Source organism: Candidatus Thiodiazotropha sp. CDECU1 (assembly GCF_963455295.1).
Classification (GTDB): domain Bacteria; phylum Pseudomonadota; class Gammaproteobacteria; order Chromatiales; family Chromatiaceae; genus Thiodiazotropha.
On the sequence record NZ_OY734020.1, the window covers coordinates 4,022,255 to 4,047,347 of the forward strand.

Consider the following 25,093-nt stretch of genomic DNA (forward strand, 5'->3'; position numbering starts at 1 on the left):
GCAGGATTTAGCGCCTGCCGGATGGGTTCGCAGCCGGTGGTGTCAGATGCGAATCATACCGTTCCATCAGATAGCAGAGACAATCCTGTCGAATGACGTTCAGGTCCTTGGTCAGCATGGAAGGCATCACCGAGCGATGCAGACAGAGCTGACCCTCCTCAATTGAGAAATAGTCACCCACCACCGCCTCTCCCTGTTCATCCCTGACATCCAGGACATCGAGTCCTACGCCATTGATCCAGCCGAAAAGGGTGCCGGCAGGCAGTTCGCGAAAATTGAGATGATCGATGTCGGGATCCAGCACGATATCACTCGCCTCCGGGGCAAAGCCGAAGCTGACACTCGGTGATATCTTGACCTGGGCCACGGTATGAAACAGATCGATATCGAGATGACTCACAGGATGCTGAGGATGCTCTGCCAGGTGCAGACAGGCCTCGAGATAGTCCCGCGCATGCTCTACACCATGGGCACTGCCGACCTTGCCACACTCCAGGGTTACCGAGGGGCAGAGATCCGCAAAGGCCATCGACTGCACCCCCTTGGGGCGCAAAAAATAGACCACGGTACGGGAAAACAGCAGCGCCAGATGAAAGAACTCGGTATCCAGCCGGTTGATGCAGGCGTAGTGGGGATTCAGGCCGGTGTTGTTATGTATGTCGACACTGGCAAAGGGCTTGCGCTCACGCATGCGCTCAACAACCTGTTGCATGATACGGTGTTCAGGTGTTTCTGCCACCTCACTACCCCTCCAGATCCTGTTGTAGTCAGGCTGTCCGGGTAACAGCCGCAGCCCTTGGGCCGCCGCATCCACATTACCGATAAACAGGCTCAACGCCCGAGGCAGCTCCTTACCCCCTGCATAGCGGGTAAGCAGGGTGCGTATGGCCTCCCACCCGACTGTCTCATTGCCATGCATCAGCACAGACACAAACAGTGGTTCCTCTCTTCTCCCGGGGATATGGATCAGGCTCGGACCATTCAGTTGTTCGGCGAGCTGATTTGCCTCCAGCGCCAACAGATTTTCCGGTAGATGATCGAATTCCTGCAGCATACTTATAGTTTACCTGAATAGGACAGGGTAGCTCGCATTTCTCGCAACAATTGGTGCCACAAATTAGTCTACATCCAGAAACCGCGACTGTTGTACCCCCGGCGTCTGACGGTTGTCTTTCTCCGACGCCCCAACAAGAAAGATTAATCCAACGGCCACTCATGCACCGGCTTACCACTCTCCTGCTGTTCCAGGTAGGCCTGTGTCAATGCTTGAAAATCCCTGCCGTGACGCGCCACCCATTGCCGCTGCCAGGTGGCGCCATTGATACCACGCACAACCCGTTGTTCAATAATGCCCAACCAGTAGTCGATGGAGGCGGGCTCAATACCCAGGCTGCTCAATCCCTCTCTGGCCACAGCCAGCAGCTGATCCCGGATCAACTGTTCGGCACTGCAGGTCTTCCAGTTGAACCAGAAAAACTCCGCTTGCAGACCCTGGCGTGCCGCATTGTAGAAGTTGCTTCGGGCACGGATAAATCCCATATCCTCTTCCGGCGATTTGTAACGTTCCGCCATGCCGGTCACCAAACCAAAATAAAACGCCGCATTGGCGATGGCATCTAGCACGCTGGGTCCAGCTGGCACCACTCGATGCTCGATCCTCAGATGGGGCTTGCCCCTGGCATCGAAACCGATCAGCGGACGGTTCCAACGCCAGATGGTACCGTTGTGCAGTCTCAGGTGGGAAAGACTCTCCACTGCTTCATCCATCAACAGGGGTAGCAGTACCGGATAGCGCTTCAGATTGGCCTCAAAATTTTCCAGTATCGATTCATAGACATAACGGATGCCAAAACTGACTCTTTTGGTCAAATCCGAGGCCCCCACAGCGATCGATTGTTCAAACAGGGGGATGCGTGTCTCGTCCCATAGGTCGTGACCGAACAGATAGGGGGCATTGGCACTCACGGCCACCATCGGCGCTGATGCAACTTTCGACAGGTTATAGAGCCTCGCCGCATGCCTTTCATCCACCTGTAAATGAATCTGAAACGAGGTTGCCGCCGACTCAAGCATGACATCGTGGTGTTGCAGATCCAGGGTTTCTCTACCCTCTATGTGGACTGACAAGGGTCTGCCGTGACGCAGTTTAAACACCTGGTCATTGAGGGCCTGGTAGCGGTTCAAAGGGGACATGTTATGCAGCGAAAGCGCCTCTTGCTGCAGGCTCGGCATGATGCCGATCATGCCCATTCTGGCACCCAAGGGATGGGCCAAACGGTTGCACTTATCCCAGACACACTGCAGCTCATCGGCCATTCGCTCAAATACATCACCCCGCAGCGGCCTGGCAGTACTGTTTATTTCAACGTTGAAGGTGGCCAGTTCAGGGACCACCAATGGCTCATCCAGCTTTTCCAACAAGGGCTGATTGAGCGGCGCCGGAGCCCCCTTCTCATCAAGCAGACAGGCCTCCAGTTCAAACCCCCCGATCGACCCTTCCGAGGCGAACACCCCCGCTTCAAACCACTCAGCAAGCAGCTCAGTCTCTCGCTTGAGACGGCGTTGAAACTCGGCAAAATCATCCGCAGAGAATTCACTCGAATCTATTTCCTGTCCCATGCCTTCTCCAATACCAAAACGCCTCTATTGCACGTTGCATGCCGTCCTCAATTTCACGATTCATTGCTGGCACCCCTAGCGTGCTGCAGGATGAGTTGCTGTAACTGTGACAATCGCTGAGGTGTACCTATATCCATCCACACCCCGCGGAAATACTCTCCTGATACCAAACCACGCTGCATGGCATCCCTCAGCAGAGGTGCCAATGGAAATGCGCTGGGGCTGCAGGATGCGAACAGTCGCGGATGATAGACGCCGATACCGCTGAAGGTCAGCCGTCTCTCCCCGCCCTGGCTCACCCGACCCTGTTGCAGATGAAAATCCCCCTGTTGATGGTGATCGGGGTTCGGCACCAGCACCAGATGGGCCATATCTCCCTGTTTCAAGGTTAGCTGTGAATAATCCAAATCACACCAGATGTCTGCATTGACCACCAAAAAGGGCTCATCCCCCAACAAGGGAAGTGCATGATAGATGCCCCCGCCTGTTTCCAATGCCACCGCCTCGGGTGAGTAACGTATCTCAACACCCCAGGCGCTTCCGTCACCCAGCTCAGATTCGATCATCTCGCCCAAATGGGCATGATTGATAATCAGCTCGCGATAACCCGCCTCTGCAAGCCTTTCGATATGGTGCACGATCAAGGGCTTGCCGGCGACCGGCAGGAGTGGTTTAGGCAGCTTATCGGTCATGGGCCGCATGCGCTCGCCACGCCCAGCAGCCAGTATCATGGCTTTCATTTTTTATTTAAGAGGTCGATTGCTTTAGCAACAATGTAACCGGTTCTTCTGATAAACGCATCCTGGAAACACAACCTCTATGTATAAAGACTATAGCGGAATGAATGATCCATGCGCCAGCGACACTGTCCGATATGCAGATTGGAGTCATGTTTAACGGGAAACCAATAACTGGTAGCACTGTAGGGTGGGGCCCTGCCCCACCAATTTACTAGCCCACACGCTGACCGCTGGCCGCTGGAACAATAATCGAATTATCCGGAGAATTCGGTCGGGCTGGGCCCCACCCTGCCCGCTGACAGATGGGTGTGGAGGCGGTCTTTGGCTAGAGGGTGATTTGTTATTCACCGATGATAAAATAGATTGCTTTCAGGGTTCCAAGCGTACCCTTGATCAAGGTGCGGTAAGACGCGCCCTACGCTAGCCCTTCATGGCATCGAAAAATTCGTCGTTGGTCTTACTCACCTTCAACTTGTCGTAGAGAAACTCCATGGCGGCAAGTTCATCCATGGGGTGGAGGATCTTGCGCAGAATCCACATCTTCTGCAACTCATCCGGCTTCATCAGCAACTCCTCGCGACGGGTGCCGGAACGATTGATATTGATCGCCGGGAAGATGCGTTTCTCGGCAATACGCCGGTCCAGATGGACCTCCATGTTGCCTGTACCCTTGAACTCTTCGTAGATAACGTCATCCATGCGTGATCCCGTATCCACCAGGGCGGTGGCCAGGATCGTCAGGGATCCACCCTCTTCCACATTCCGCGCGGCACCGAAGAAGCGTTTCGGCCGGTGCAGTGCATTGGCGTCGACACCACCGGTCAGGACCTTGCCCGAGGAGGGCACGACTGTATTATAGGCCCGGGCAAGTCGAGTGATCGAATCCAGCAGGATCACCACATCATGTTTGTGCTCGACCAGTCGTTTGGCCTTTTCGATGACCATTTCAGCGACCTGCACATGCCTGGTTGCGGGCTCGTCGAAGGTACTGGATATCACCTCGCCCCTCACCGAACGCGCCATTTCGGTCACCTCTTCCGGACGTTCGTCGATGAGCAACACCATGACGTAACATTCGGGATGGTTATGGGTAATCGACTGGGCGATATTCTGTAACATCATGGTCTTACCCGCCTTCGGTGGCGATACGATCAGACCGCGCTGCCCCTTACCGATGGGGGCGCAGAGATCGATGGTACGAGCGGTGATATCCTCGGTACTGCCGTTGCCTATCTCCAGGTGAAAACGCTTGTTGGCAAACAGGGGGGTAAAGTTTTCGAATAGAATCTTGCTCTTGGCGTTTTCCGGTTTGTCGTAGTTGATCTCATCAACCTTGAGCAATGCAAAGTAGCGTTCACCATCCTTAGGTGGCCGAATCTTGCCTGAAATTGTATCGCCGGTACGCAGGCTAAAGCGCCGGATTTGACTTGGAGAGACATAGATATCATCAGGACCGGCAAGATAGGAACTATCTGCGGATCGAAGAAAACCGAATCCATCCTGCAGGATCTCCAATACACCATCACCAAAAATACTTTCGCCTTTTTTTGCATGCGCCTTGAGAATCGCAAATATCAGATCCTGCTTTCGGGTCCGTGCCATTCCCTCGATTTTCATTTCGGTGGCGAGCTGAGCCAGATCGGCTACCGGCTTTTTCTTGAGTTCAGTGAGATTCATAATTTTTCAAGGGTTGTTATGTTTGGGAAATTGTTTGAAGGGAGTTCAGCCACACCGGGCAATTTGAGATTATTGGTTGATTCGCTATTCAGGCGCTACCAGAACGAAACGAGATGGTCCACAGAGAACTGTGCTTGGCAGACAGCGATGGCACGTCCGGCGCCTGAGATTGTTAAAGGTTACTATCGATAAATGCCACTAGCTGTGATTTTGAGACAGCGCCCACTTTCGTTGCCTCCACTTCACCATCTTTAAACAGCATTAACGTAGGAATTCCACGAATACCGTAGCGGGGTGGTGTGTTGGGATTCTCGTCAATGTTCAACTTGACCACTTTCAATTTGCCATCGTACTCAGTGGCAATGTCATCCAGCACCGGTGCAATCATCTTGCAAGGACCGCACCATTCGGCCCAGTAGTCGATCAGCACAGGCTGATTTGACTGAAGCACTACCGATTCAAAGGAATCGTCTGTTACATGAACAATCTGTTCACTCATAGATTGAGGCTCTCCAACTGAATGATCGGGGATTGCTGTGCGGAATCATCCCGCATTTTAATATCTCGTTATGAATCCAGAAGGGCACCGTGAGACAAGCTTTCAAGACAAATCGAGGGGGGCATCTGGATAGGACTGATTATTCAATCCCAAATTTGATCATATTTCAAGACCTAATTATATAAAAAAACAGCAACTAATCCACTACATTCTTTTTTTATGACTCAGGTACACCCATCCAACAGGGATTCAACCTGGCACAGACGAGCAATGGAGAGCATCGATTCCGGTACACCGGTGAATACAATCTTGGCATTTCGCTCGGATGCTTGCGCCATCCATTCCAGCACCAGCGCCAATCCTGCACTATCTGCATGATCGACCTGGGAGAGATCGACCTCCAGCTCTTCAAGCGTAGAAAAGAGTTCATAGGAGCGGTGCAACAGTCCATTGACACTGGAAAAGGTCATATCTCCCTGAACATGGAAACGGAAGGCTCCATCCCGTTCAACTTTAGTGATACTCATAGGTTATAAATCATCCTTGATAGCGTTTTCTTCCGCCTTACTGAACAGAAACTGACCGATTATCTCTTCCAATACCAGGGCAGATTGGGTCAGCATCAATTCACTGCCCCCCTGCAGACTCTCCAGACTCCCCCCGGGATCGAGCCCGATATATTGCTCACCCAGCAGTCCGGAGGTGTAGATCTTGGCGATACTGTCATCCGGAATCTTACTATATGCCGGATCGATAGACATGGTAACCACCGCTTCAAAGCTCTCCTGGTCATAATCGATATCGACCACCCGGCCGATTCGCACCCCAGCCATGGAGACTTGTGATCTCACCTTGAGCCCGCCGATATTGTCGAACCGTGCTTTGATTTCATAGCCTTCGCTGGCACTTATGCTGGCCAGATTACTCACCTGCATGGCGAGAAAGAACAGCGCTACCAGTCCAGCTGCCATGAAGGCGCCAACGGTAATCTCCAATCCTCTTGTATTCATCACTATTCTCCGAACATCAGTGCCGTTAAAACGAAATCCAGCACCAGTACCGCCAACGCGGAATGGACCACGGTACGCGTGGTCGATTGACTGACACCGGCTGAAGTGGGGATGGTGTCATATCCCTGAAACAGGGCGATCCAGGTACAGACAAAGCCGAACACCAGACTCTTGATTACCCCATTGATGATATCCTCGTTCCAGTCGATCTTGGCCTGCATCTGGCTCCAGAAGGCACCCTCGTCAACCCCCAGCAGCCCCACGCTGACAAAGAAGCCGCCGATGATACCTACCGCGCTGAACATCGCGGCGAGTAACGGCATCGAGATAAATCCGGCATAAAACCGTGGCGACAGGATGCGGCGAATGGGATCCACCGCCATCATCTCCAGGCCGGAGAGCTGCTCGGTGGCCTTCATCAGACCAATCTCCGCGGTGAGGGCGGAACCGGCGCGTCCGGCGAACAGCAGGGCGGTAACCACAGGGCCCAATTCCCGCACCAGGGAAGCGGCGACCATCACCCCGAGACTGTCTTCTGCGGCAAACTGGGACAACACATAATAGCCCTGCAACCCGAGCACCATGCCGACGAACAGACCGGAGACAACGATTATCGTGGTGGTTCGCACACCGATACTCTGCAGTTGTGCGATCAGCAGTCCCAATCTTGGCAGCAGACTGGTGAGCCCCGCAAGGATCTGGATCAGCAACAGATGGCCGCGTCCAAGACGTTCCATCGCCGCCAGTCCCAGGCGGCCAAAGCGTGCCAGGGTATCGAGCACTATCTCGCCCCCCGCATACTCAGCAGATCATCATTCAGTGCCGGTGCTGCATAGTGAAAATGTACCGGACCATCGGGCAGCCCCCCCATGAACTGCTTGACCGCGGGGGATTGGGATACACCCAGGGCCTCCGGGGTGCCGGACTCGATCACCTTGCCCCCGGATAATACATAGATCATATCGGATATGCCTGCGGTCTCCTCCACATCGTGGGAGACCAGGACGCTGGTGAGCCGCGCCGCATCGTTAAGGCGCCGTACCAACTGCGCCAGAACCCCCATCGAGATCGGATCCTGGCCGGTAAAGGGCTCATCATACATCACCATCATCGGGTCGAGAGAGATGGCCCGGGCCAGGGCCACCCGGCGCGCCATGCCGCCGGAGAGTTCGGAGGGCATCAGATCCCGGGCACCTCTCAGGCCGACCGCCTCCAACTTCATCAGCACCAGACGTCTGATCATCGACTCCGGTAGGTCGGTATGTTCCCGCAGCGGATAAGCCACGTTGTCATAGACAGTGAGGTCGGTGAGCAGGGCGCCGCTCTGAAACAGCATCCCCATGCGCATGCGCAACCGATAGAGCTCCCTGCGGGAGAGCTTGTGGACATCCTGCCCATCCACTTCGATGCTGCCCAGGCTGGGGCGCAACTGCCCCCCGATCAGTTTCAGCAGGGTGGTCTTGCCGGTGCCGCTGGGCCCCATGATGGCGGTCACCTTGCCATGGGGGATATCGATATCCACGCCGTTGAAGATGACCCTGTCGCCATGGGAAAAGTGCAGATTACGGATTTTGACCAGTGGTTCGTTACTGTTCACTTTACCCTTCTGACTGGAGGTCCCTGTGGATGGGGGAAGATCGGGGCATTGTGGCTGCGAGATGGAGGGGCGTCAAGGGATGGCTTGCCAATACAATAGGTAACTGAGATACCAGTCAGGCTTTTGCAGGTGAGTGAAATCAAGTGGCATTTACATAGGGTAAGGATATGACGGAGAAAAAACTCAGGTATTAATCTACTACAGCCTGCTATGAAGGGGGTAGCAATACACCCCACTATTATTCAGAACAACCACTATGTAGATTATTTATTATCAATTTTTGAAGAATAGAGGTTGTTACGAACAGCACAGACCCATTCATGCTTCATGGAGGCTTCATCATTTCCTACATCCCTGTAGGTCAAATGAAGAAAATAGAAAGCTGTATTTCCTGTTAAAGTGCTCTGATCATCCCAAGGACAGCCCTAATCAGGGCTTAACATTAAAAGCTATAATCTGCCCGAGTGGTATTCCCATTTGGCGTTGTAACTAAAATCGTCAATGGACCAATCCCATCGGCTGGAATATTAAACGTAAAAAGATCAGCGCCTACCGCATCGCCTAATCGGGCATTGAAATTAGTATTTGGCACCGTATACGAGTCATCAATGTCACCTTCTTCAAGCGAAGCAGTAATGCCTGTATCCGCAGGCATTATCTGTCCATTTTGAGAGCCTACTATTTCGAATGTTACCGAACTACCAGGTGCCACTGTACCGGAAACTAGTGTGATTGTGGCGAAGCTCTCCGCCATGATAAGGACGACTGATTCACGTACATTAATGTTCTTTTCACTGCTGCAGACAGGTGATGTGGTGGGCGTAACACCATAGCAGACGCCAGAATCCTCACCCTCCGCCACTGCCGTTTCCGCCGCGGCCACAGCAGCAGCATCACAGCAGAGTACGCCATTGTAGCCGAGATCGCTGTCGGCGCCATCATAGACTCCATTGGTGTTGAAATCCACAAACTCCTCGTAGGTGGGATGCTTCTCACCGTCCTCGTTATCATCCCTGAAGGCCTCGGGTATGTTCGCGTAAGCGGGATCTCCTGCATCCAGGACACCGTTACCGTTGGCGTCGATAAAACTCTCTTCCCCCAACATGCTGGCGAGGATCGTAAGACGCCCCGCCATGCCGTCAGGCACGTCATTCTCCTGGGGCCGTGGATTTGCACTCGTCCAGTTGACACTGCACCTGCCGTTTTCGATCTGGCATTGGGGTTGGATCTGCCCGCCCTCGGTGGTGAAATAGACCGAGGCCCCGTCGGGCACCGGATTATTGAAATGGTCGGCGGCGTGGATCGTTATCGCATCTTCTACACCATTGTAACCCCAGGTCTCCGGATTGAATATCTCTGCACCTATGGTCATGCTGTTCTGGTCGGAAACACCGGTGGAGATTACCAAACCATCCGATTGGGTGGAGATCAGCGGATTGGAGTCCAAGGATGCGGTGACCCGAACCGCTGTGGGGATAGTGCCGGATTTGACATCCGTGCCAACCAATCCATTGGTATCGCTGACTGCGGTCTCAGCGCCTGCAGGTATGTTCGCCCCGCCCACATCGGTGCTCAATGAGAAATTGACCCGTTGTTGCGGCACCGGGTTGCCGTTCTGATCCAGCACCCTGAAGGACACCCGGGAAACCTCGGTCAGACCGACACCGCGCAGGCCGATGAGGGCCGGTTCCGCAGAGACGAACTCCATCGAGCCGATCTCGGCGGGCTGTACACTGATGGTGCCTGTCGCCGTAGTGGTATCGCCATTGACGGTAACCGTAGCCCTTACGGTGTCCGCCCCGGAACAGCCCTGGGCGATATAGGTGGCCGTCACCACCCCGCCCACAGAATCCACTGGTGTATCAATTGTCGCCAGTGCGGTTGAAAAGCAATCAGTGTTGAAAGAGACACTGACATCGTTTTGATAGAGATTGCCCTCTGAATCGGCGAGGGTTGCCGAGACCGTTGTCTGACCACCCGCCGCCAGTGATGTGACAGCGATATCCAGGGTACCCGCACTGAACGAGCTCCCTGAACCACTGCCGATAAATATATCCGCCCCGCTGGTGCCGGCATCGTCGATCGTGTCACCGTCTACCGTAGTGGATGAATCCCAAGGCACATCCGGGTCGCCACCACCACAGGCAGCGAGCAGCAGCATCAGAGAAAAAGCGGTTAATAAGCGGGCTAGACCTGACATGGCAAACTCCAAAATCCCATAGGAAACAGTCCATTAAGAGCAGAAACTTAGACTAATTTCTTAATAGTATACAATCAATCGGGTATTGCAAGTGATTATAAGCAATCACCCGGTTGTTTTTTCTCCTCAATACCAACGCACTTCACGCTTTTACCAAGGAACCAAAAACGACCCATGATCCCAGTGATCACAGGGTCAGTAAACTAGCGGCAGCTCTCCCCGCCTCTTTAACAATCAATCATATTATCCTGACAGGAATCACATATCGGCCGCTGTCGATACTCAATCGATCAGCAGGCGCTCAACCACCCTGCCTTCGATCAGATGTGATTGCAGGATCTCCTCCAGATCATCATGATCGACAAAGGTATACCAGACCGCCTCGGGATAGACCACCAGTACCGGCCCCTTGTCGCAACGGTCGAGGCAACCGGCGGTATTCACCCTTACCCCACCAGGCCCGGCCAGTCCCATGGCCTTGACCCGCCCCTTCATGTAGTCACGCATGGATTTCGCCCCATGCTGGGCACAGTGGGGACGGCCGTCGCTGCGTTCATTCACGCAGAAGAAGAGATGGTGACGATAGTAGGACATGGGTCGATAGTTTAGCGTGAAAAAAAATCTCACATAAAGGCCTGTTGGCGATGATACAACGACGATTAACCGTTATGATAGGGTCTGTTTCATCAATTCCGGCCCCGCGCAATCAAACCGTGACCCCAGAACAGCTGCTGACCGAAGCGGACCGCTGTGTAAAGTGCGGCCTCTGCCTCCCCGAGTGCCCAACCTATCAGCTGCTCGCCAACGAGGCCGACTCGCCCCGTGGCCGTATCAGTCTGATGCAGGCCCTGGCAGAGGGTGAGCTCGATCTCGGTACAAGCATCGAAACCCACCTGGATCGCTGCCTGGGCTGCCGACGTTGTGAAACCGCCTGCCCCTCAGGGGTAAAATATGGCCAGCTTCTGGACGCCAGCCGCAGCCTTATTGCGAAACGCAAACCAGGCAGACCCTTTATGCGCTGGCTGTTTAATCAATTGACGGATCCCAAACGCCTGGCGCGGATCAGCCGTTGCAACAGACCATTGCAAAAGCTGGGTATCACCCAAGGTGTTGCGGCACTGCTGCCGGACAGATATGGCCGTCTAGCCAGATTGAGCAGTCAGCTCGCCGCTGCAGCACCCATCCCGACAGGGCTCTATCCCGCCGATCTGCCCAGCGGCAGACTGGTACAGCTTTTCACCGGTTGCGTTGCCACTCAGGTGGAACAGACCCTCCTCGAAAGCGGACTGGCACTGCTACGCCGGCTTGGATATGCAGTGGAGATACCGGCATCCCAGTGCTGCTGCGGCGCCATCCACCGTCATAATGGATTCCAAGAGAGAGCGGAGCGATTCTGCACAACCAACCGGCAGCAGACTACCAAAAGCCAGGCCCAGACCCTGATCACCCTCAGCAGCGCATGCGACCTCGAACTACGCGAGCATGATGCCAGTGAAATCCCCGTGATGAGCCTGACGGAACTCCTGCTATCCCTGCCGGAGAATGAGCTACCAAGCCTGAAACCCTTTGCCGGGCGGGTGGCAGTGCATACGCCTTGCAGCTGTCAGGATGACGCCAGCCTGAGACTGTTGCAGCGCATTCCTGTGGCAGAGATCTTCCCCCTGGCGAACAACACTGTCTGCTGTGGTGCCGCAGGGAGCTATATCTTCACTCAACCCTCACTCTCCACCGCGTTGGGCACGGCAAAGATTGAACAACTGCAGGCCTGCAAGGCAGATATACTGATCACCAGCAATACGGGTTGCAGCATGCAATTTCGCCAACTTGTCGCAGAGGCCGGGTTGCAGGTCCAGGTCATGCACCCCATCGAGCTTGTCTATCGACAATGGCCCGTGTGATCCGCAAATAGACATAAACTGCAGTTGTATCCTGGCGCAGAAAGAGGCTAAGGTTTCAGCATGAACAAGCGAAGATTCAATTCCGCCGACCAACTCATGATCGGCATCGACAGCGCCCTGCGCACCCTGTTCGGACGCCCTCAGGTGACTGAGCGCGTGAACCCGGCCGAGGCCCTCGACGACGCGGAGATGAGCGATGAGGAGAGGGATCTGACCGCGCGTCTGATGCGCATCAACCACACCGGAGAGGTATGTGCACAGGCCCTCTATCAGGGACAGGCGTTGACGGCGAAACTGCCGCAAATCCGCGACACCATGGAGCGTGCGGCTCAAGAGGAGAATGATCACCTGGCCTGGTGTGAAAGCCGTCTCGATGAACTGGATAACAGGAAGAGCCTGCTCAACCCGTTCTGGTATGCCGGCTCATTCCTGGTCGGCGCGACGGCCGGATTGGCGGGAGACAAATGGAGTCTCGGCTTCGTCGCGGAGACCGAACACCAGGTCGAGGCCCATTTGAATGAGCACATAAACCGCATCCCGGTGCAGGACCAGAAGAGCCTTGCCATACTCGAGCAGATGAAAGAGGATGAGATCCACCACGCAACGGTGGCGCTTGAAGCGGGCGGTGCGGACCTGCCAGCCCCGATCAAGGCGGCGATGAAACTGACCTCGAAACTGATGACAAAGTCGGTGTTCTATCTCTAGTTAGGGCCTGTTAACACTAAGACTAACCCGCCTTGGGAATCACTTCGATGACTTCCCTGTCCACGACCTGTTGCCGGTCAACCAGACTGACCTGTACAGCCAATGTCAGACCGAAGCCCACCATTACCAACACCAGGACCACGGCGAAGAAGTCAGGTTTTCGATGTTGATGATGTCTGTACATTTACCTTACTAGCCTATTCAATAACTTAACTAGGATTATTGTGTAGTTTTCCAACTTAACTTGGACCCTGTTCACGTTGTTGTGCAATTTTCAGTCAATTTATCCTTTTACTTACTAAACACTGATCAGGATCAAAAAAAAACCCTGCCAGTAACTACTTGGCATCTTTTTTCGCGCTTTCCACAGCACCCATTTCAGTCAGCAGTGCCGATACCTTCTCATGTTTGCCCCTGTTGGACAGGGCAAGGGCCGTGTTACCGGCCTGATCAGCCGCATTCACATCCACACCCCGTTGCAGCAGCAGACGTACGATTTCCAGATGCCCAAATGCGGAGGCCTCCATAATTGGTGTAATGCCTCTGCTATCTGCCAGATTCGGATCTGCACCTGCCGCCAGGAGTGCCTTGGCGCTTTTCAGGTTGCCATTAAAGGCCGCGATGTGGAGAGGACTTCTACCCGACGGGTTGGCGCTGTTGACATCAACACCCTGCGCCAGGAGATCATTGATGCGGCCCACATCTCCCAACATTGCTGCGGATAACAGCGCTTGGGATTGTTGTGGCGCTTCCGCTGACCAGCCGTGGGCACTGAACAACAACAGGAACAGGGTTGTCAAAAGAGCGTTTCTCACGGTCAAGCATCCTAATCATATAGCTTATCCACACTATCGGCATCGGCATTTAATTCTTAACCCATTGCACTCACACCATCCCCTCAGTAACCTTGTAGTCTTGATGATGATAACCACGCCAGAGCAGAGTAAACACTTATATATGGATAAGGAATCGCAGCACCAGATCGATGTCCAGGTCGAGACCCGCTATGTGGAATCGCAATCTCTCCCAAACGAGGATAGATTCGTCTTCTCTTACACCATAACCATACGTAATGATGGAGAGTCGAGTGCGCGCCTGCTGAACAGGCACTGGATCATCACTGATGCCAACGGCAAGGTACAGGAGGTTCGAGGGGAAGGCGTGGTGGGTGAACAACCACAACTCAATCCCGGTGAGACCTTCCGTTACACCAGCGGCACTGTACTCGACACACCGGTCGGCAGCATGCAGGGAAGCTATGACATGGTGGACGGTCAAGGCAACCGTTTCGACGCCTTGATACCCCCCTTTTCCCTTGCCCGTCCGGGCAGTCTTCATTAAGCACCGGTCAACCCGAAACCAAACCATAATGTATGGATAAAGATGGAGCTGCGAACTCAAAGTGAACTGCTTTGGTTAGCCGGCGGGGTCGGCTTACTGCTTGTTCTCAGCGGCCTCGATCCGGTGGCTGACCGTTATACCTGGTTCCTGGAAACCTTACCGGTCATGATCGGACTGCCACTCCTCTACTACACCCGACCGGGCTTTCCATTGACCATCCTGGTCTACCGCCTGCTTGCGCTGCATGCCGTGATACTGATCATCGGTGGATACTACACCTATGCCGAGGTACCCCTATTCAACTGGCTCAGAGACACCTATGAACTATCACGTAACCACTATGACCGGATAGGGCACTTTTTTCAGGGGTTCGTACCGGCCATGCTGGCCCGGGAGATTTTATTGCGACGTTCGCCACTGAAACCGGGTCGCTGGCTGTTTTTTCTCTGTCTCTGCTTCTGTCTCGCTTTCAGCGCCTTCTACGAACTGATCGAGTGGTGGGTTGCGCTGATGAGCGAACAGGCCGCGGAGGCCTTTCTGGGTACCCAGGGCGATCCCTGGGATACCCAGACAGACATGTTTCTTGCACTTATCGGGGCTATATGTGCCCAGCTGTTGCTGGTGAGAATCCACGACAAGCAACTGTTTCAACTTGGAGTGATCTGATGTCGATCTATGCCATCGGAGACATTCAGGGTTGTTATGACGAACTACAGCGACTGCTGGAGAAGATCCGCTTCGATCCATCCAAAGACAAGCTCTGGTTCGCCGGAGACCTGGTCAATCGAGGCCCCAAATCACTCCAGGTACTTCGCTTCATCAAATCCCTCGGTGATCGGGCTGTTACCGTTTTAGGCAATCATGACCTGCATCTGCTCGCCCTCTCCCAAGGCAATCGCAGCCTCAATAAATATGGCACCCTGAAAGAGATTCTCGATGCCCCCGACAAACTGGAGCTGATCGAATGGCTGCGTCATAGACCCATGATGGTACATCACCCAAAGAAGGGGTACAGCATGGTCCACGCCGGCTTGGCTCCACAATGGGACATGGCAACCGCCATGGCATGCGCCAGGGAACTGGAAACAGTCTTACGCGGCGCCAAATTCTCCAAATTCTGCCAGGTCATGTATGGCGACAAACCGGATCTCTGGTCCGACGATCTCAACGGCATGGAGCGACTCCGTTTCATCACCAACTGTTTCACCCGCCTGCGCTACTGCACCCGTGATGGTCGTATCTCGCTAAACGATAATGGTGCGCCGGAAGAGCAGAGAAATGGGGTGATTCCCTGGTTCGATATACCCGGACGTCCGACTAAAAAGGAACGTATCCTATTCGGACACTGGTCGACCTTGGGTTACCGTCAGACCGCTAACGTCTGCTGCCTGGATAGCGGCTGTTATTGGGGTGGCAAACTCACCGCACTGCGTCTACGCAAAAAAAAGCCTCCCGAACCCCACCAGGTCTCCTGCCCGCTCAAGGGTTGACGCGGTTCAATACAATAAAGGTGTAGGGAAACTGATTATTGTTATCACTGGAATGAGACACACGACTGACCTCTTGCCAATCATCCCAGTCGATCTCAGGAAAAAAGGCGTCCCCGTCCACTGCAACCTCCACCCTGGTTAAATAGAGGCGGTCAGCACGGGAGAGCATCTGCCGATAGAGACCTCCACCGCCGACAATCATCACTTCGGGCACATCGCCGGCAACCTGCAGGGCTTCATCCACCGAATGCACAAGATCACATCCTTCTGCGCGATAGTCACGATCATGGGTTACCACGATATGGCGACGTCCGGGAAGGAGACCGGGAAGAGACTCCCAGGTACGGCGTCCCATGATGATCGGTTTACCCATGGTCAGGGACTTAAAGTGCTGCAGGTCGGCAGGCAGACGCCATGGCAGGCCGTTGTCTATCCCGATAACACCGTTTTTTGCTACCGCTGCAATAAGAGAGATCAACGGTTTCATTCAGCCACTTCCTGCCCCACATGAACTACTCACAAGCATGCACACTATACGGCCACTGGTGCTTTGATATGGGGATGAGGATCATAGTCGACCAGCTCGAAATCCTCGAAGTGGAAATCGAATATTGACTTCACTGCCGGGTTTATCTTCATGCTCGGTAATTTTCGCGGAGCACGACTGAGTTGCAGATCGACCTGCTCCAGATGATTGCTGTAGAGATGGGCATCACCGAAGGTATGCACAAACTCACCCGGCTCCAGCCCGGTCACCTGGGCGATCATCATGGTCAGCAATGCATAGGAAGCGATATTGAACGGCACGCCGAGAAAGATATCGGCACTGCGTTGATAGAGCTGGCAGGAGAGCCTTCCCTCAGCCACATAGAACTGAAACAGACAGTGACAGGGCGGCAGGGCCATATGCTCCACCTGTGCCGGATTCCAGGCCGAGACAATCAAGCGTCTCGAGTCGGGGTTTGTCCTGATATGTTCAATCAACTGACTGATCTGATCGATATGCCCCCCCTCCGGCGCCGGCCAGGAACGCCACTGGTAGCCATATACCGGACCCAGATCACCATCCTCATCCGCCCATTCATCCCAGATAGAGACCCCGTTCTCCTGCAGATAACGAACATTGGTGTCACCCTTCAGAAACCACAGCAGCTCGTGAACAATGGAACGAAGATGGAGGCGCTTAGTGGTCAAAAGGGGAAATCCGTCATCCAGATCGAAGCGCATCTGGTAACCAAACACACTCCGGGTACCCGTATCTGTCCTGTCCTCTTTATCCACACCTTGATCGCGTACATGCCGCATCAGATCGTGATACTGCTTCATGTCGTCACTTCCCGACGACCTAGTAAAACTCGTCTCATCTAATTTACCTGCAGGAAAAAACTAGCCCTGGCTGATCTTCGGCCTGTAGGCCAGAAAGAGCAGCAAGGCACCAAATAGTATCATCGGCAAACTCAGCAGCTGCCCCATGGTCAACCAGTCAAAGGCAAGATAGCCGATATGCTGGTCGGGCATGCGCACGAATTCGACCATGAATCGAAATATCCCATAACAGACCAAAAACAGTCCTGAAACCGCCATCCTCGGTCTTGGCCTGGCCGAGAAGGTCCATAGGATCAGGAACAGCACCAAACCTTCCAGGAAGGATTCATACAGTTGACTGGGGTGGACAGGCAGCGAGTACTCCGCATCCATGGGCAATCCGAGCCGGGCACAGAGCGCTTCCCCCACACTACAGGGAACACGCATCCCCCAGGGTAGATCGGTCACCCCACCCCAGAGTTCCGCATTGATGAAATTACCGATACGGCCTGCCCCCAAACCAATGGTGACCAACGGCGCAATGAAATCGGTCGCCTCATAAAACGTTCGGCCATGTTTGCGGGCAAAGTACCACATTGCCAGCAATACACCCAACAGCCCCCCATGAAACGACATCCCGCCGTTCCATACCTTTATCAGTACCAGGGGATTCGCCAAAAATTCGTTGAAATTGTAGAACAGGATATAGCCTATACGCCCGCCCAGAACCACCCCAAGCACTATATAGAAGACGATATCGTCCACCTGCTTGGCGTCCCATACCATACCCGGTTTCCCTACCCGGCGGCGTCCCAGCCACCAGCCTCCCAGAAAGCCAACCACGTACATCATCCCGTACCAGTGGATACTCACCGGCCCCAGGGTTAGCAGGGTGGAGTCGATAACAGGGTAAGTGATCATGGGGGTGAATGGTATCACAGGAATTCTATTCGCCAATGTGCCAAGAAATCGTAAATCCACAATTTCATGGCATATTTTCATGTTAGGATAGTGTGAAATTGGTCACATTTTCCCCATGTACTGGAATTAATTTCGCAAGCGTTATGACGGACTTCTACGGGGTGTCAAGTTTTTGAACGCTGCGCCGCTACCACGTACAGGTGATGCAAACCCACATCGGCATCTTAACGGGAAGGACCATGAGCTACGTACACGCACAGAAATTTGAAACATATATACCGCGGGAAATGGATACTCTAGGCTCTCGATTACGCAGGAAAAGACGGGAAAGGGGTTGGACCCAGGAAGAGTTGGCCCTGCGTGCCGGCACCAATCAGGCCGTGATACAGAAAATCGAGAACGGTAAGAGTCTTCGTCCCCGTAAGATAGATGAGATCGCCCAGGTACTAGACGTCAATCCAGCCTGGTTGATGTTCGGCGAATCCACTACCACCGTGATGGATGACGAAGCGGTTGAAGTGGCCAAGGCCTGGCACAACCTGCCGGAACCCATTCGTAGCCGCATCAAGAGAAATATCTTCGAACAGGTTCTGCTCCATTCAAACAAGAAGTAGCTCAGCTTCAAACCGGGATGCACCCGCGCATCCCGGTTATCAATCCCCTCAAGCGATCCCCCTCACGAGTCAGGCATTTGCCACTGCAGGGTTGCCTCATCATCACTCTCTCTTGCATCCACCCAGCGATCTCCCTCTGGGGTTGTCTCCTTCTTCCAGAACGGCGCCCTGGTCTTTAGATAATCGATGATGAATTCACAGGCCTTAAAGGCCTGTTTGCGGTGACGGCTCGCCACCGCCACCAATACGATCGGATCGGTCGGCAACAAGACACCTACCCGATGCACCACCCGGCAGTGTTGGATCTCCCAGCGGCTGCCAGCCTCATCGACTATCTGTTGCAGGGCGTGCTCTGTCATACCGGGATAGTGTTCAAGGGTCAGTTTTTCCACCCTTTCGCCCTCGTTGATATCCCGCATCAGGCCGATGAATGTCACTACAGCACCAATGGACGAATCATTCCCGCGCAACAGGTCCACCTCATGATTCGGATCGAATGGGTCAGCCTGGATAGTTATGTTGTTCATCCTTCAACCCCCGGTGACAGGCGGGAAAAAGGCAACTTCGTCACCAGTATTCAGCGTTGTTTTCCTATCAGCCAGCTCCTGGTTGACCGCCATCATCACCCGCTGATCCGCGGCAAAGAGTCGGGCCCATGCACCCCCTCTCCCCCTCAGTACCGCAAGCAGGTCGTCAACGCATGTCAGGCCATCCAGATCGATCTGCTCGGACGCGACCCCAAGTTCCTCGCGAAATCGGGCAAAAAAGAGGACCTGGATCATGTCATCATCTCGCTGAAGGGTATGAAGTCCACAGGATCACCGGGCTTGATGGCGGTAAGCGGCGGCAATACGGCAAGTCCATTTGCCCATACCACAGAGCTTAATACACCGGATGAAGGATTGGGATAGAGTCGCACCACCGCCTGCCCCTGCTCGTTCAGCTCCAGTCGTCCGCGGGCATACTCCTGACGCTTATCGGTGGCGGCCTTCTCGAAGCCAGCAATAACCTTGATCGGTTGCGGCAGCACCTCCCCGGTTATGCCTTGCATACGCAGTATGAATGGCCGGGCGAAGAGAGAAAAGGTGACAAAGAGTGAGACCGGATTCCCCGGTGCGCCCAAGAAAGGTGTCTCTGCTATATAACCGAACGCCAGGGGTTTTCCCGGACGAGAGGCAATCTTCCATAACGCCAGTGACCCCAGTTTTTCCACTGCAGGTTTGACATGATCCTCCTCCCCCACGGAAACCCCACCCGACGCAAGTACCAGGTCGGCTGCTTCGGCACCATGAGCGAGGGCTTCGCAGGTGGCTTCAAATGTGTCTTCAACTATGCCCAATTGAATCACTTCACATCCGAGCCGCTGCAACAGTCCAGCCAAGGTGAACTGGTTGGAATTGTATATCTGACCCTCCTTCAACTCCCCACCAGGCATTACCAATTCATCGCCACTGGAAAAAACCGCCACTTTCAACCGATGATAGACCGACAACCCGGCCACCCCCACCGAAGCGGCCAGACCGAGGTGTTGCGCATCAAGTTTGACCCCTGGCGACAATATCTCCTCACCTTGCAGGATATCTTCTCCCGCCCTTCGGATATTGGCGCCGCTTGCAGGCCTCTCTGTGATCACGACCTCTTCGCCGTCGACCCTGCAGACCTCCTGTATGACCACCGCATCGGCACCCTCCGGCACTGGAGCGCCGGTAAATATACGTGCGGCAGTGCCAGGCTCAAGCGGTGTACCGGCTGATCCGGCTGGGATGCGTTGAGCGACTCTCAACCGGTCCCCATGTTTGTCTAGATCTTGACTGTTGATGGCAAACCCATCCATGGCGCTGTTATCCCAGGGTGGTACGTCAACCTGACTTTTAACCGGAGCGGCCAGCACCCGGCCCAGCGCCTCGTTTAAGTCCAGGATTTCGAGCCCGGAGATGGGTTTGACCTGATCGAGCAGGAATGACAGCGCCTCATCGACCGGCTTCAGCTGCGCTTGATGACTATCGCAATCAGCCATCTCAGTCCTCCAACAGGCGCGGAAACATTTGTGCGAAATTACAGGGCCTGGTGCGCATATCAAGTTGGGATTGCAAGATCTTGTCCCATCCGGTGCGACAGGCGCCGGTAGACCCGGGCAGGCAAAAGATCAGTGTGCCATTGGCCAGACCGGCGATCGCACGGGATTGAATCGAGGAGCTACCGATCTCCTCCAGGGAGATTGCGCGATAGAGTTCACCAAACCCCTCGATAGACTTATCGAACAGGGGTTGCAGCGCTTCCGGTGTGCTGTCGCGCCCGGTAATGCCGGTACCTCCGGTGGAGACGATCACATGTACATCGGTGTCGGCAATCCAGGCCGAGACCACCGCCCGCATCTGATAGACATCGTCCGGCACGATGCGTTTATCAACTACCTGATGACCGGCCTCCAAGGCCCTTTCCCTGAGGGTTTTACCCGATTTATCCGTCTCTTCGGTACGGCTGTCCGATACCGTTAATATGGCCAGATTGAGGGGTACAAAGTCGCTTTCTTTAAAATGTCCGGACATAAATTATTCTCTATGTAAATTTATAATCAAACGCCTTCTCAAAACGGCGGCCAAACTCCTCCGACGTTACAATATGATTCTGGGTACCTGCCTGTTCGATCTTGATCGCACCCATCAATGCGGCGATTCGACCCGTTGTCTCCCAGTCCATATCATTCATCAGGCCATATAACATTCCGGCACGATAAGCATCGCCACAGCCAGTCGGGTCCACGACCGCCTTCACCGGTGCTGCAGGTATGGAGTAGACGCTCTCCCTGGTGATAATCTCTGAACCTTCACCACCGCGGGTTACGATGATCGCATCTACCATCTGCGCCAGTTGCTTCAAGCTCTTTCCGGTACGCTCCTGCATCAACTTCGCTTCATAGTCGTTGAAGGCGAGCCAACTTGCCTGTTCAGCGAACCTCATCAGGCTATCGCCATCGAACATGGGCATGCCTTGACCGGGGTCAAATATAAATGGCACCCCGATCTCGGCGAATTGCTCAGCATGCTCGATCATACCCTGGCGGCCATCCGGGGAGACCATACCAAGGGTACAGCCATCGATCTTTGAGACATCGATTTGGTGGGCCTGGTTCATAGCTCCGGGATGAAAGGCGGTGATCTGATTATCATCCTTATCCGTGGTGATATAGGCCTGGGCCGTATAACTGCCGGATACTTCCAACACCTGTTCACGACTGATACCACACTCGTCCATCCATTTTGCATAGGGGGAAAAATCCTCACCCACGGTACCCACCGGCCTTCCCTCACCACCGAGCATTTTCAGATTGTAGGCAATATTACCGGCGCACCCCCCAAACTCCCTGCGCAGATCAGGCACCAGAAAGGAGACATTCAGAATATGCACCTGCTCCGGAAGAATATGGTGCTTGAAATGATCATCAAAGACCATGATGGTATCGAAGGCGAATGAACCACAGATCAAGGCCGACATGTTTACCTCTTGTCGAAATTTGTAGGATAAAAAAAATGCAGCGTGGGAACCAAGCAATGTGCATGCTTACATCATGGCATGACAGGTAGGACTACTCGTCCCCTCTCCAGGCGAGATCGAGCTCTCGCGCAGCGCGCACATCGTCGAGTCGCCTTACTGGCATGGTATGAGGCGCCTGTTTAACCATATCAGGTTGGGTTTCGGCCTCCTGCTTGATGCTCTTCATGATCTCAACAAAGTTATCCAACTCCTCCTTGGCCTCTGTCTCGGTGGGCTCCACCAACAGACACTCTGGGACCAACAAGGGAAAGTAGGTGGTCGGCGCATGCACCCCATAGTCGAGCATGCGTTTGGCAAAATCCATGGTGTTGACACCCAACTCCTTGGCTTGCTGTTTCAAGGTAAGGATAAATTCATGACTGGCACGACGTTCAGGATAAGCGGCATCAAAGCCGGCCTCCATCAACCGCTTGAGCAGATAGTTGGCATTCAGGGTGGAAAACTCTGCCACCCGATGCATCCCTTCTTTGCCCAGGAGACGGGCATAGATATAGGCGCGCAATAGCACCCCGGCATTACCGGCGAATGCGGAGAGACGTCCCATGGATTCGGGTCGCTCCTTTTCTGTCAGCCAGCTATAGTCGCTGCCGTCGAAATCAACCATGGGTACCGGCAGATAGGGCTCGAGACGTTGACTGACCCCGACCGGACCAGCACCTGGTCCGCCACCACCGTGGGGCGTGGAAAAGGTTTTGTGCAGATTCATATGAATGACATCGAATCCCATGTCCCCAGGCCTGACCTTGCCGAGAATGGCGTTCAGGTTGGCGCCATCATAATAGAGTAGCCCCCCCGCGGCATGGACCAACCCGGCGATCTCCTTGATACGCCGTTCGAAGACACCCACGGTGGATGGATTGGTCAACATGATACCGGCAGTCTGCGGACCCAGTGCAGACCTCAAGGCCTCCACATCGATATCCCCATCGGCACCGGTTGGAATCTCTCGCGTCTTATAGCCGCACATGACCGCCGAAGCGGGGTTGGTGCCATGGGCCGCATCCGGCACCAGGATCTCACTGCGGTCTGTATCCTTCCTGGCATCATGGTAAGCACGGATCATTGCGACCCCGGCAAACTCCCCTTGGGCCCCTGCGGCAGGGGTCAGGGAGACCGCATACATACCGGTGACAGTCTTGAGTATCTCCTGCAGCTCATAAAGACATGCCATAAAACCCTGGCTGTGGGTTTCAGGCGCCAATGGATGTCTTGAAACCAGTCCGGGCAGGCTGGCCAAGCTATTGCACGCCCGCGGATTGTATTTCATGGTGCACGAACCCAAAGGATAAAAATGGGTGTCGATGGAGAAGTTCTTCTGCGACAACTGGGTAAAATGTCGCACCGCCTGCATCTCGGATACTTCCGGCAGGGATGCCTGTTTATCTCGCAGCATCGCCGCCGGGATAGCTGACAGATCAGCCTTTTCCAATGGTGCCTGAGCTGCCGCCCGACGCCCCTTTCGTGAACGTTCGTATATCATATCTTTAGCCTTACCAATCGGGTTTCAGCTGACAGGGTGTCTCCACCTGGGATGCGATCACCCGCTCCAGTTTGCTCCGATAGCTTTCTATATCACTGTCGGTTCTTAATTCAGTCGCACATACCAGGATCGCATCACCCAATTCGGGATAATCATCACTGAGATCGAAACCACCCAGTACATTGTGCGCCGCCAAGGCACGCAACACCTTCTTTGCGGCGATGGGCAAACGCACTACACGTTCATGGAAACCTGGGCCATCGAATACACTCTCCACACCCGGTAGCGAGTTCAGGACCCGAGTCAGCTTTTCGGTGTTGGCATGGCTTGCGGCAGCAACCCGCTGCAGGCCTTCGCTACCCACCAGGGTCATGTGGATGGTCGCCGCCGTCACCATCAAGCCTTGATTGGTGCAAATGTTGGAAGTCGCCTTTGAACGTCGGATATGCTGCTCTCTCGCTTGCAGCGTAAGCGCATAGCCAGGCTTTCCATCCATGTCCACAGTCTTGCCTATGATGCGCCCCGGCATCTGGCGCACCAGTTTTTGTGTACTGCAGAGAAATCCAAAATAGGGCCCGCCGGAAGCCAGTGGCGCACCCAACGGCTGCCCTTCTCCACAACAGATATCCGCACCCTGCTCACCCCACTCACCAGCCGGTTTCAGAACCGCCATGGTGAGTGGGTTAACCACCCCGATGGTCAGCATATTGTTTGCATGAGCCCAATCCGTCAGCTCATCGACTGACTCCAGCACACCGAAAAAATTAGGCTGCGGAATAATCAACGCGGCGAAATCTTCACCACTGTGGCGTTCCAGTTCCTGTCTATCGATCGCGCCACTGCTGCTGTCATAACCCACCTCAACCAACTCGATCTGCTGGTTTCGCACGATGGTATAAATCACCTTGCGGTAAGTGGGATGCAGGTTGCGGGGAACGAGGATGCGTTTTGATTTGGATTTGCGATTTGCCCTGACTGCCATCAACGCCGCTTCAGCCAAGGCTGAAGCGCCATCATAGAGCGATGCATTGGAGACATCCATTCCTGTCAATGCGGTCATCATCGACTGAAATTCATAAAGCAGTTGCAATGTCCCCTGGCTCGCTTCTGCCTGATAGGGCGTGTAGGCGGTATAGAACTCGCCCCGGGTGGTCAGTTCCCAGACAGCAGCCGGTATATGATGATCATAAGCGCCCGCCCCGATGAAACAGAGTGGTTGACCATCATCACGGGCACGCGCCTGCATCAGCCGGGAAAGCTCCATTTCCGATATGCCCGACGGTATCGTATTCAACTCTCCGCAACGCAACTCCTCGGGTATCTCATCGAACAGCGCATCGATATGCTCGACCCCGATAGTCGCAAGCATCTCTTGAATATCTTCTTCTGTGTGGGGGATGAAAGGCATAGCTCTCTCGTCTGCTAAAAAAATATGTCAGTCC

The 25,093-nt window shown here is 54.2% G+C and carries 29 protein-coding genes; 6 read left to right on the plus strand and 23 right to left on the minus strand.

The window, feature by feature from the left end; genetic code table 11:
- Positions 1-7: 7 nt before the first annotated feature.
- From R2K28_RS18375 to R2K28_RS18425, 11 genes are all read right to left on the minus strand, one after another.
- Entirely contained in the window at positions 8-1,054 is a 1,047-nt protein-coding gene (locus R2K28_RS18375) for a M14 family metallopeptidase (RefSeq protein ID WP_116446286.1), read from the minus strand.
- Positions 1,055-1,197: 143 nt separating this feature from the next.
- Positions 1,198-2,619 (minus strand): glutamate--cysteine ligase, encoded by a 1,422-nt coding sequence (locus R2K28_RS18380; protein ID WP_316366762.1) that lies wholly within the window; start codon positions 2,617-2,619, stop codon positions 1,198-1,200.
- Between the two features lie 53 nt (positions 2,620-2,672).
- Positions 2,673-3,359: an N-acetylmuramate alpha-1-phosphate uridylyltransferase MurU gene (murU, locus tag R2K28_RS18385; RefSeq protein ID WP_316366764.1), complete on the minus strand. Its 687-nt coding sequence runs from the start codon at positions 3,357-3,359 to the stop codon at positions 2,673-2,675.
- Between the two features lie 420 nt (positions 3,360-3,779).
- Positions 3,780-5,036, minus strand: a complete 1,257-nt coding sequence (rho, locus tag R2K28_RS18390; protein WP_316366766.1) for a transcription termination factor Rho — start codon at positions 5,034-5,036, stop codon at positions 3,780-3,782.
- Positions 5,037-5,208: 172 nt separating this feature from the next.
- Positions 5,209-5,535 carry a thioredoxin TrxA gene (gene trxA, locus R2K28_RS18395; protein ID WP_116446282.1) on the minus strand — a complete coding sequence of 109 codons (327 nt, stop codon included), beginning with the start codon at positions 5,533-5,535 and terminating at the stop codon, positions 5,209-5,211.
- A 224-nt stretch (positions 5,536-5,759) separates the two neighbouring features.
- The gene (locus R2K28_RS18400; protein ID WP_316366769.1) at positions 5,760-6,062 is read right to left on the minus strand and encodes an STAS domain-containing protein; all 303 of its coding nucleotides are present in this window, start codon (positions 6,060-6,062) and stop codon (positions 5,760-5,762) included.
- 3 nt (positions 6,063-6,065) lie between these two features.
- A complete protein-coding gene (gene mlaD / locus R2K28_RS18405; protein WP_116446280.1) occupies positions 6,066-6,545 on the minus strand; it encodes an outer membrane lipid asymmetry maintenance protein MlaD in 480 nt (159 codons plus the stop codon).
- A 2-nt stretch (positions 6,546-6,547) separates the two neighbouring features.
- Positions 6,548-7,330: a lipid asymmetry maintenance ABC transporter permease subunit MlaE gene (gene mlaE / locus R2K28_RS18410; protein ID WP_442871452.1), complete on the minus strand. Its 783-nt coding sequence runs from the start codon at positions 7,328-7,330 to the stop codon at positions 6,548-6,550.
- A complete protein-coding gene (locus R2K28_RS18415) occupies positions 7,327-8,142 on the minus strand; it encodes an ABC transporter ATP-binding protein (RefSeq protein WP_316366773.1) in 816 nt (271 codons plus the stop codon). Before R2K28_RS18415 ends, mlaE begins: the two co-directional genes overlap by 4 nt.
- 442 nt (positions 8,143-8,584) lie before the next feature.
- Positions 8,585-10,342 carry a hypothetical protein gene (locus tag R2K28_RS18420; protein ID WP_316366775.1) on the minus strand — a complete coding sequence of 586 codons (1,758 nt, stop codon included), beginning with the start codon at positions 10,340-10,342 and terminating at the stop codon, positions 8,585-8,587.
- A 282-nt stretch (positions 10,343-10,624) separates the two neighbouring features.
- Entirely contained in the window at positions 10,625-10,936 is a 312-nt protein-coding gene (locus R2K28_RS18425) for a (2Fe-2S) ferredoxin domain-containing protein (RefSeq protein ID WP_316366778.1), read from the minus strand.
- A gap of 119 nt (positions 10,937-11,055) precedes the next feature.
- On the opposite strand from R2K28_RS18425, the gene R2K28_RS18430 reads away from it, so the two are divergent.
- Both R2K28_RS18430 and coq7 read left to right on the plus strand, forming a co-directional pair.
- Positions 11,056-12,240 (plus strand): (Fe-S)-binding protein, encoded by a 1,185-nt coding sequence (locus tag R2K28_RS18430; protein WP_316366780.1) that lies wholly within the window; start codon positions 11,056-11,058, stop codon positions 12,238-12,240.
- Positions 12,241-12,300: 60 nt separating this feature from the next.
- Positions 12,301-12,945 (plus strand): 2-polyprenyl-3-methyl-6-methoxy-1,4-benzoquinone monooxygenase, encoded by a 645-nt coding sequence (coq7, locus tag R2K28_RS18435; RefSeq protein WP_316366782.1) that lies wholly within the window; start codon positions 12,301-12,303, stop codon positions 12,943-12,945.
- 22 nt (positions 12,946-12,967) lie between these two features.
- On the opposite strand, the gene R2K28_RS18440 is transcribed toward coq7, so the two are convergent.
- Entirely contained in the window at positions 12,968-13,129 is a 162-nt protein-coding gene (locus tag R2K28_RS18440; protein WP_316366785.1) for a hypothetical protein, read from the minus strand.
- Positions 13,130-13,283: 154 nt separating this feature from the next.
- The gene (locus R2K28_RS18445; protein ID WP_316366787.1) at positions 13,284-13,760 is read right to left on the minus strand and encodes an ankyrin repeat domain-containing protein; all 477 of its coding nucleotides are present in this window, start codon (positions 13,758-13,760) and stop codon (positions 13,284-13,286) included.
- A 142-nt stretch (positions 13,761-13,902) separates the two neighbouring features.
- Between R2K28_RS18445 and apaG the strand changes: the two genes are divergently transcribed.
- The 3 genes from apaG to R2K28_RS18460 are packed head-to-tail and all read left to right on the plus strand — an operon-like array spanning position 13,903 to position 15,776.
- Positions 13,903-14,286 (plus strand): Co2+/Mg2+ efflux protein ApaG, encoded by a 384-nt coding sequence (gene apaG, locus R2K28_RS18450; RefSeq protein ID WP_116446272.1) that lies wholly within the window; start codon positions 13,903-13,905, stop codon positions 14,284-14,286.
- A gap of 42 nt (positions 14,287-14,328) precedes the next feature.
- Positions 14,329-14,952 carry a DUF2238 domain-containing protein gene (locus R2K28_RS18455; protein ID WP_316366790.1) on the plus strand — a complete coding sequence of 208 codons (624 nt, stop codon included), beginning with the start codon at positions 14,329-14,331 and terminating at the stop codon, positions 14,950-14,952.
- Positions 14,952-15,776: a symmetrical bis(5'-nucleosyl)-tetraphosphatase gene (locus R2K28_RS18460; RefSeq protein WP_316366792.1), complete on the plus strand. Its 825-nt coding sequence runs from the start codon at positions 14,952-14,954 to the stop codon at positions 15,774-15,776. The genes R2K28_RS18455 and R2K28_RS18460 overlap by 1 nt, the downstream gene beginning before the upstream one ends.
- On the opposite strand, the gene folA is transcribed toward R2K28_RS18460, so the two are convergent.
- Genes folA through lgt form a run of 3 tightly spaced genes read right to left on the minus strand, consistent with a single transcriptional unit; the run spans position 15,766 to position 18,002 of the window.
- A complete protein-coding gene (gene folA / locus R2K28_RS18465; protein ID WP_316366794.1) occupies positions 15,766-16,263 on the minus strand; it encodes a type 3 dihydrofolate reductase in 498 nt (165 codons plus the stop codon). The two genes, R2K28_RS18460 and folA, sit on opposite strands and share 11 nt — an antisense overlap.
- Positions 16,264-16,307: 44 nt before the next feature.
- Entirely contained in the window at positions 16,308-17,102 is a 795-nt protein-coding gene (locus R2K28_RS18470; protein ID WP_316366796.1) for a thymidylate synthase, read from the minus strand.
- Between the two features lie 60 nt (positions 17,103-17,162).
- Positions 17,163-18,002, minus strand: a complete 840-nt coding sequence (gene lgt / locus R2K28_RS18475) for a prolipoprotein diacylglyceryl transferase (protein ID WP_316366798.1) — start codon at positions 18,000-18,002, stop codon at positions 17,163-17,165.
- Between the two features lie 239 nt (positions 18,003-18,241).
- Here lgt and R2K28_RS18480 point away from each other — a divergent pair, with 239 nt between their 5' ends.
- Complete coding sequence (locus tag R2K28_RS18480; protein WP_316366801.1) at positions 18,242-18,616, plus strand: helix-turn-helix domain-containing protein; 375 nt, start codon at positions 18,242-18,244, stop codon at positions 18,614-18,616.
- Positions 18,617-18,678: 62 nt separating this feature from the next.
- Here R2K28_RS18480 and moaE read toward each other — a convergent pair whose 3' ends face one another.
- The 7 genes from moaE to gcvPA all read right to left on the minus strand — a co-directional run bounded on the left by moaE (position 18,679) and on the right by gcvPA (position 25,059).
- Positions 18,679-19,143, minus strand: coding sequence for a molybdopterin synthase catalytic subunit MoaE (gene moaE / locus R2K28_RS18485; protein WP_316366803.1), 465 nt, complete (start codon positions 19,141-19,143; stop codon positions 18,679-18,681).
- Between the two features lie 3 nt (positions 19,144-19,146).
- Positions 19,147-19,398, minus strand: coding sequence for a molybdopterin converting factor subunit 1 (gene moaD / locus R2K28_RS18490; protein ID WP_316366805.1), 252 nt, complete (start codon positions 19,396-19,398; stop codon positions 19,147-19,149).
- Positions 19,395-20,633 carry a molybdopterin molybdotransferase MoeA gene (locus tag R2K28_RS18495; RefSeq protein ID WP_316366806.1) on the minus strand — a complete coding sequence of 413 codons (1,239 nt, stop codon included), beginning with the start codon at positions 20,631-20,633 and terminating at the stop codon, positions 19,395-19,397. Before R2K28_RS18495 ends, moaD begins: the two co-directional genes overlap by 4 nt.
- Position 20,634: 1 nt before the next feature.
- Positions 20,635-21,165 carry a molybdenum cofactor biosynthesis protein B gene (gene moaB, locus R2K28_RS18500; protein WP_316366808.1) on the minus strand — a complete coding sequence of 177 codons (531 nt, stop codon included), beginning with the start codon at positions 21,163-21,165 and terminating at the stop codon, positions 20,635-20,637.
- A 10-nt stretch (positions 21,166-21,175) separates the two neighbouring features.
- A complete protein-coding gene (locus tag R2K28_RS18505; RefSeq protein ID WP_316366810.1) occupies positions 21,176-22,111 on the minus strand; it encodes a carbohydrate kinase family protein in 936 nt (311 codons plus the stop codon).
- A 91-nt stretch (positions 22,112-22,202) separates the two neighbouring features.
- Positions 22,203-23,651 (minus strand): aminomethyl-transferring glycine dehydrogenase subunit GcvPB, encoded by a 1,449-nt coding sequence (gcvPB, locus tag R2K28_RS18510; protein ID WP_316366812.1) that lies wholly within the window; start codon positions 23,649-23,651, stop codon positions 22,203-22,205.
- A gap of 10 nt (positions 23,652-23,661) precedes the next feature.
- Complete coding sequence (gene gcvPA / locus R2K28_RS18515) at positions 23,662-25,059, minus strand: aminomethyl-transferring glycine dehydrogenase subunit GcvPA (RefSeq protein ID WP_316366815.1); 1,398 nt, start codon at positions 25,057-25,059, stop codon at positions 23,662-23,664.
- Between the last annotated feature and the right edge of the window lie 34 nt (positions 25,060-25,093).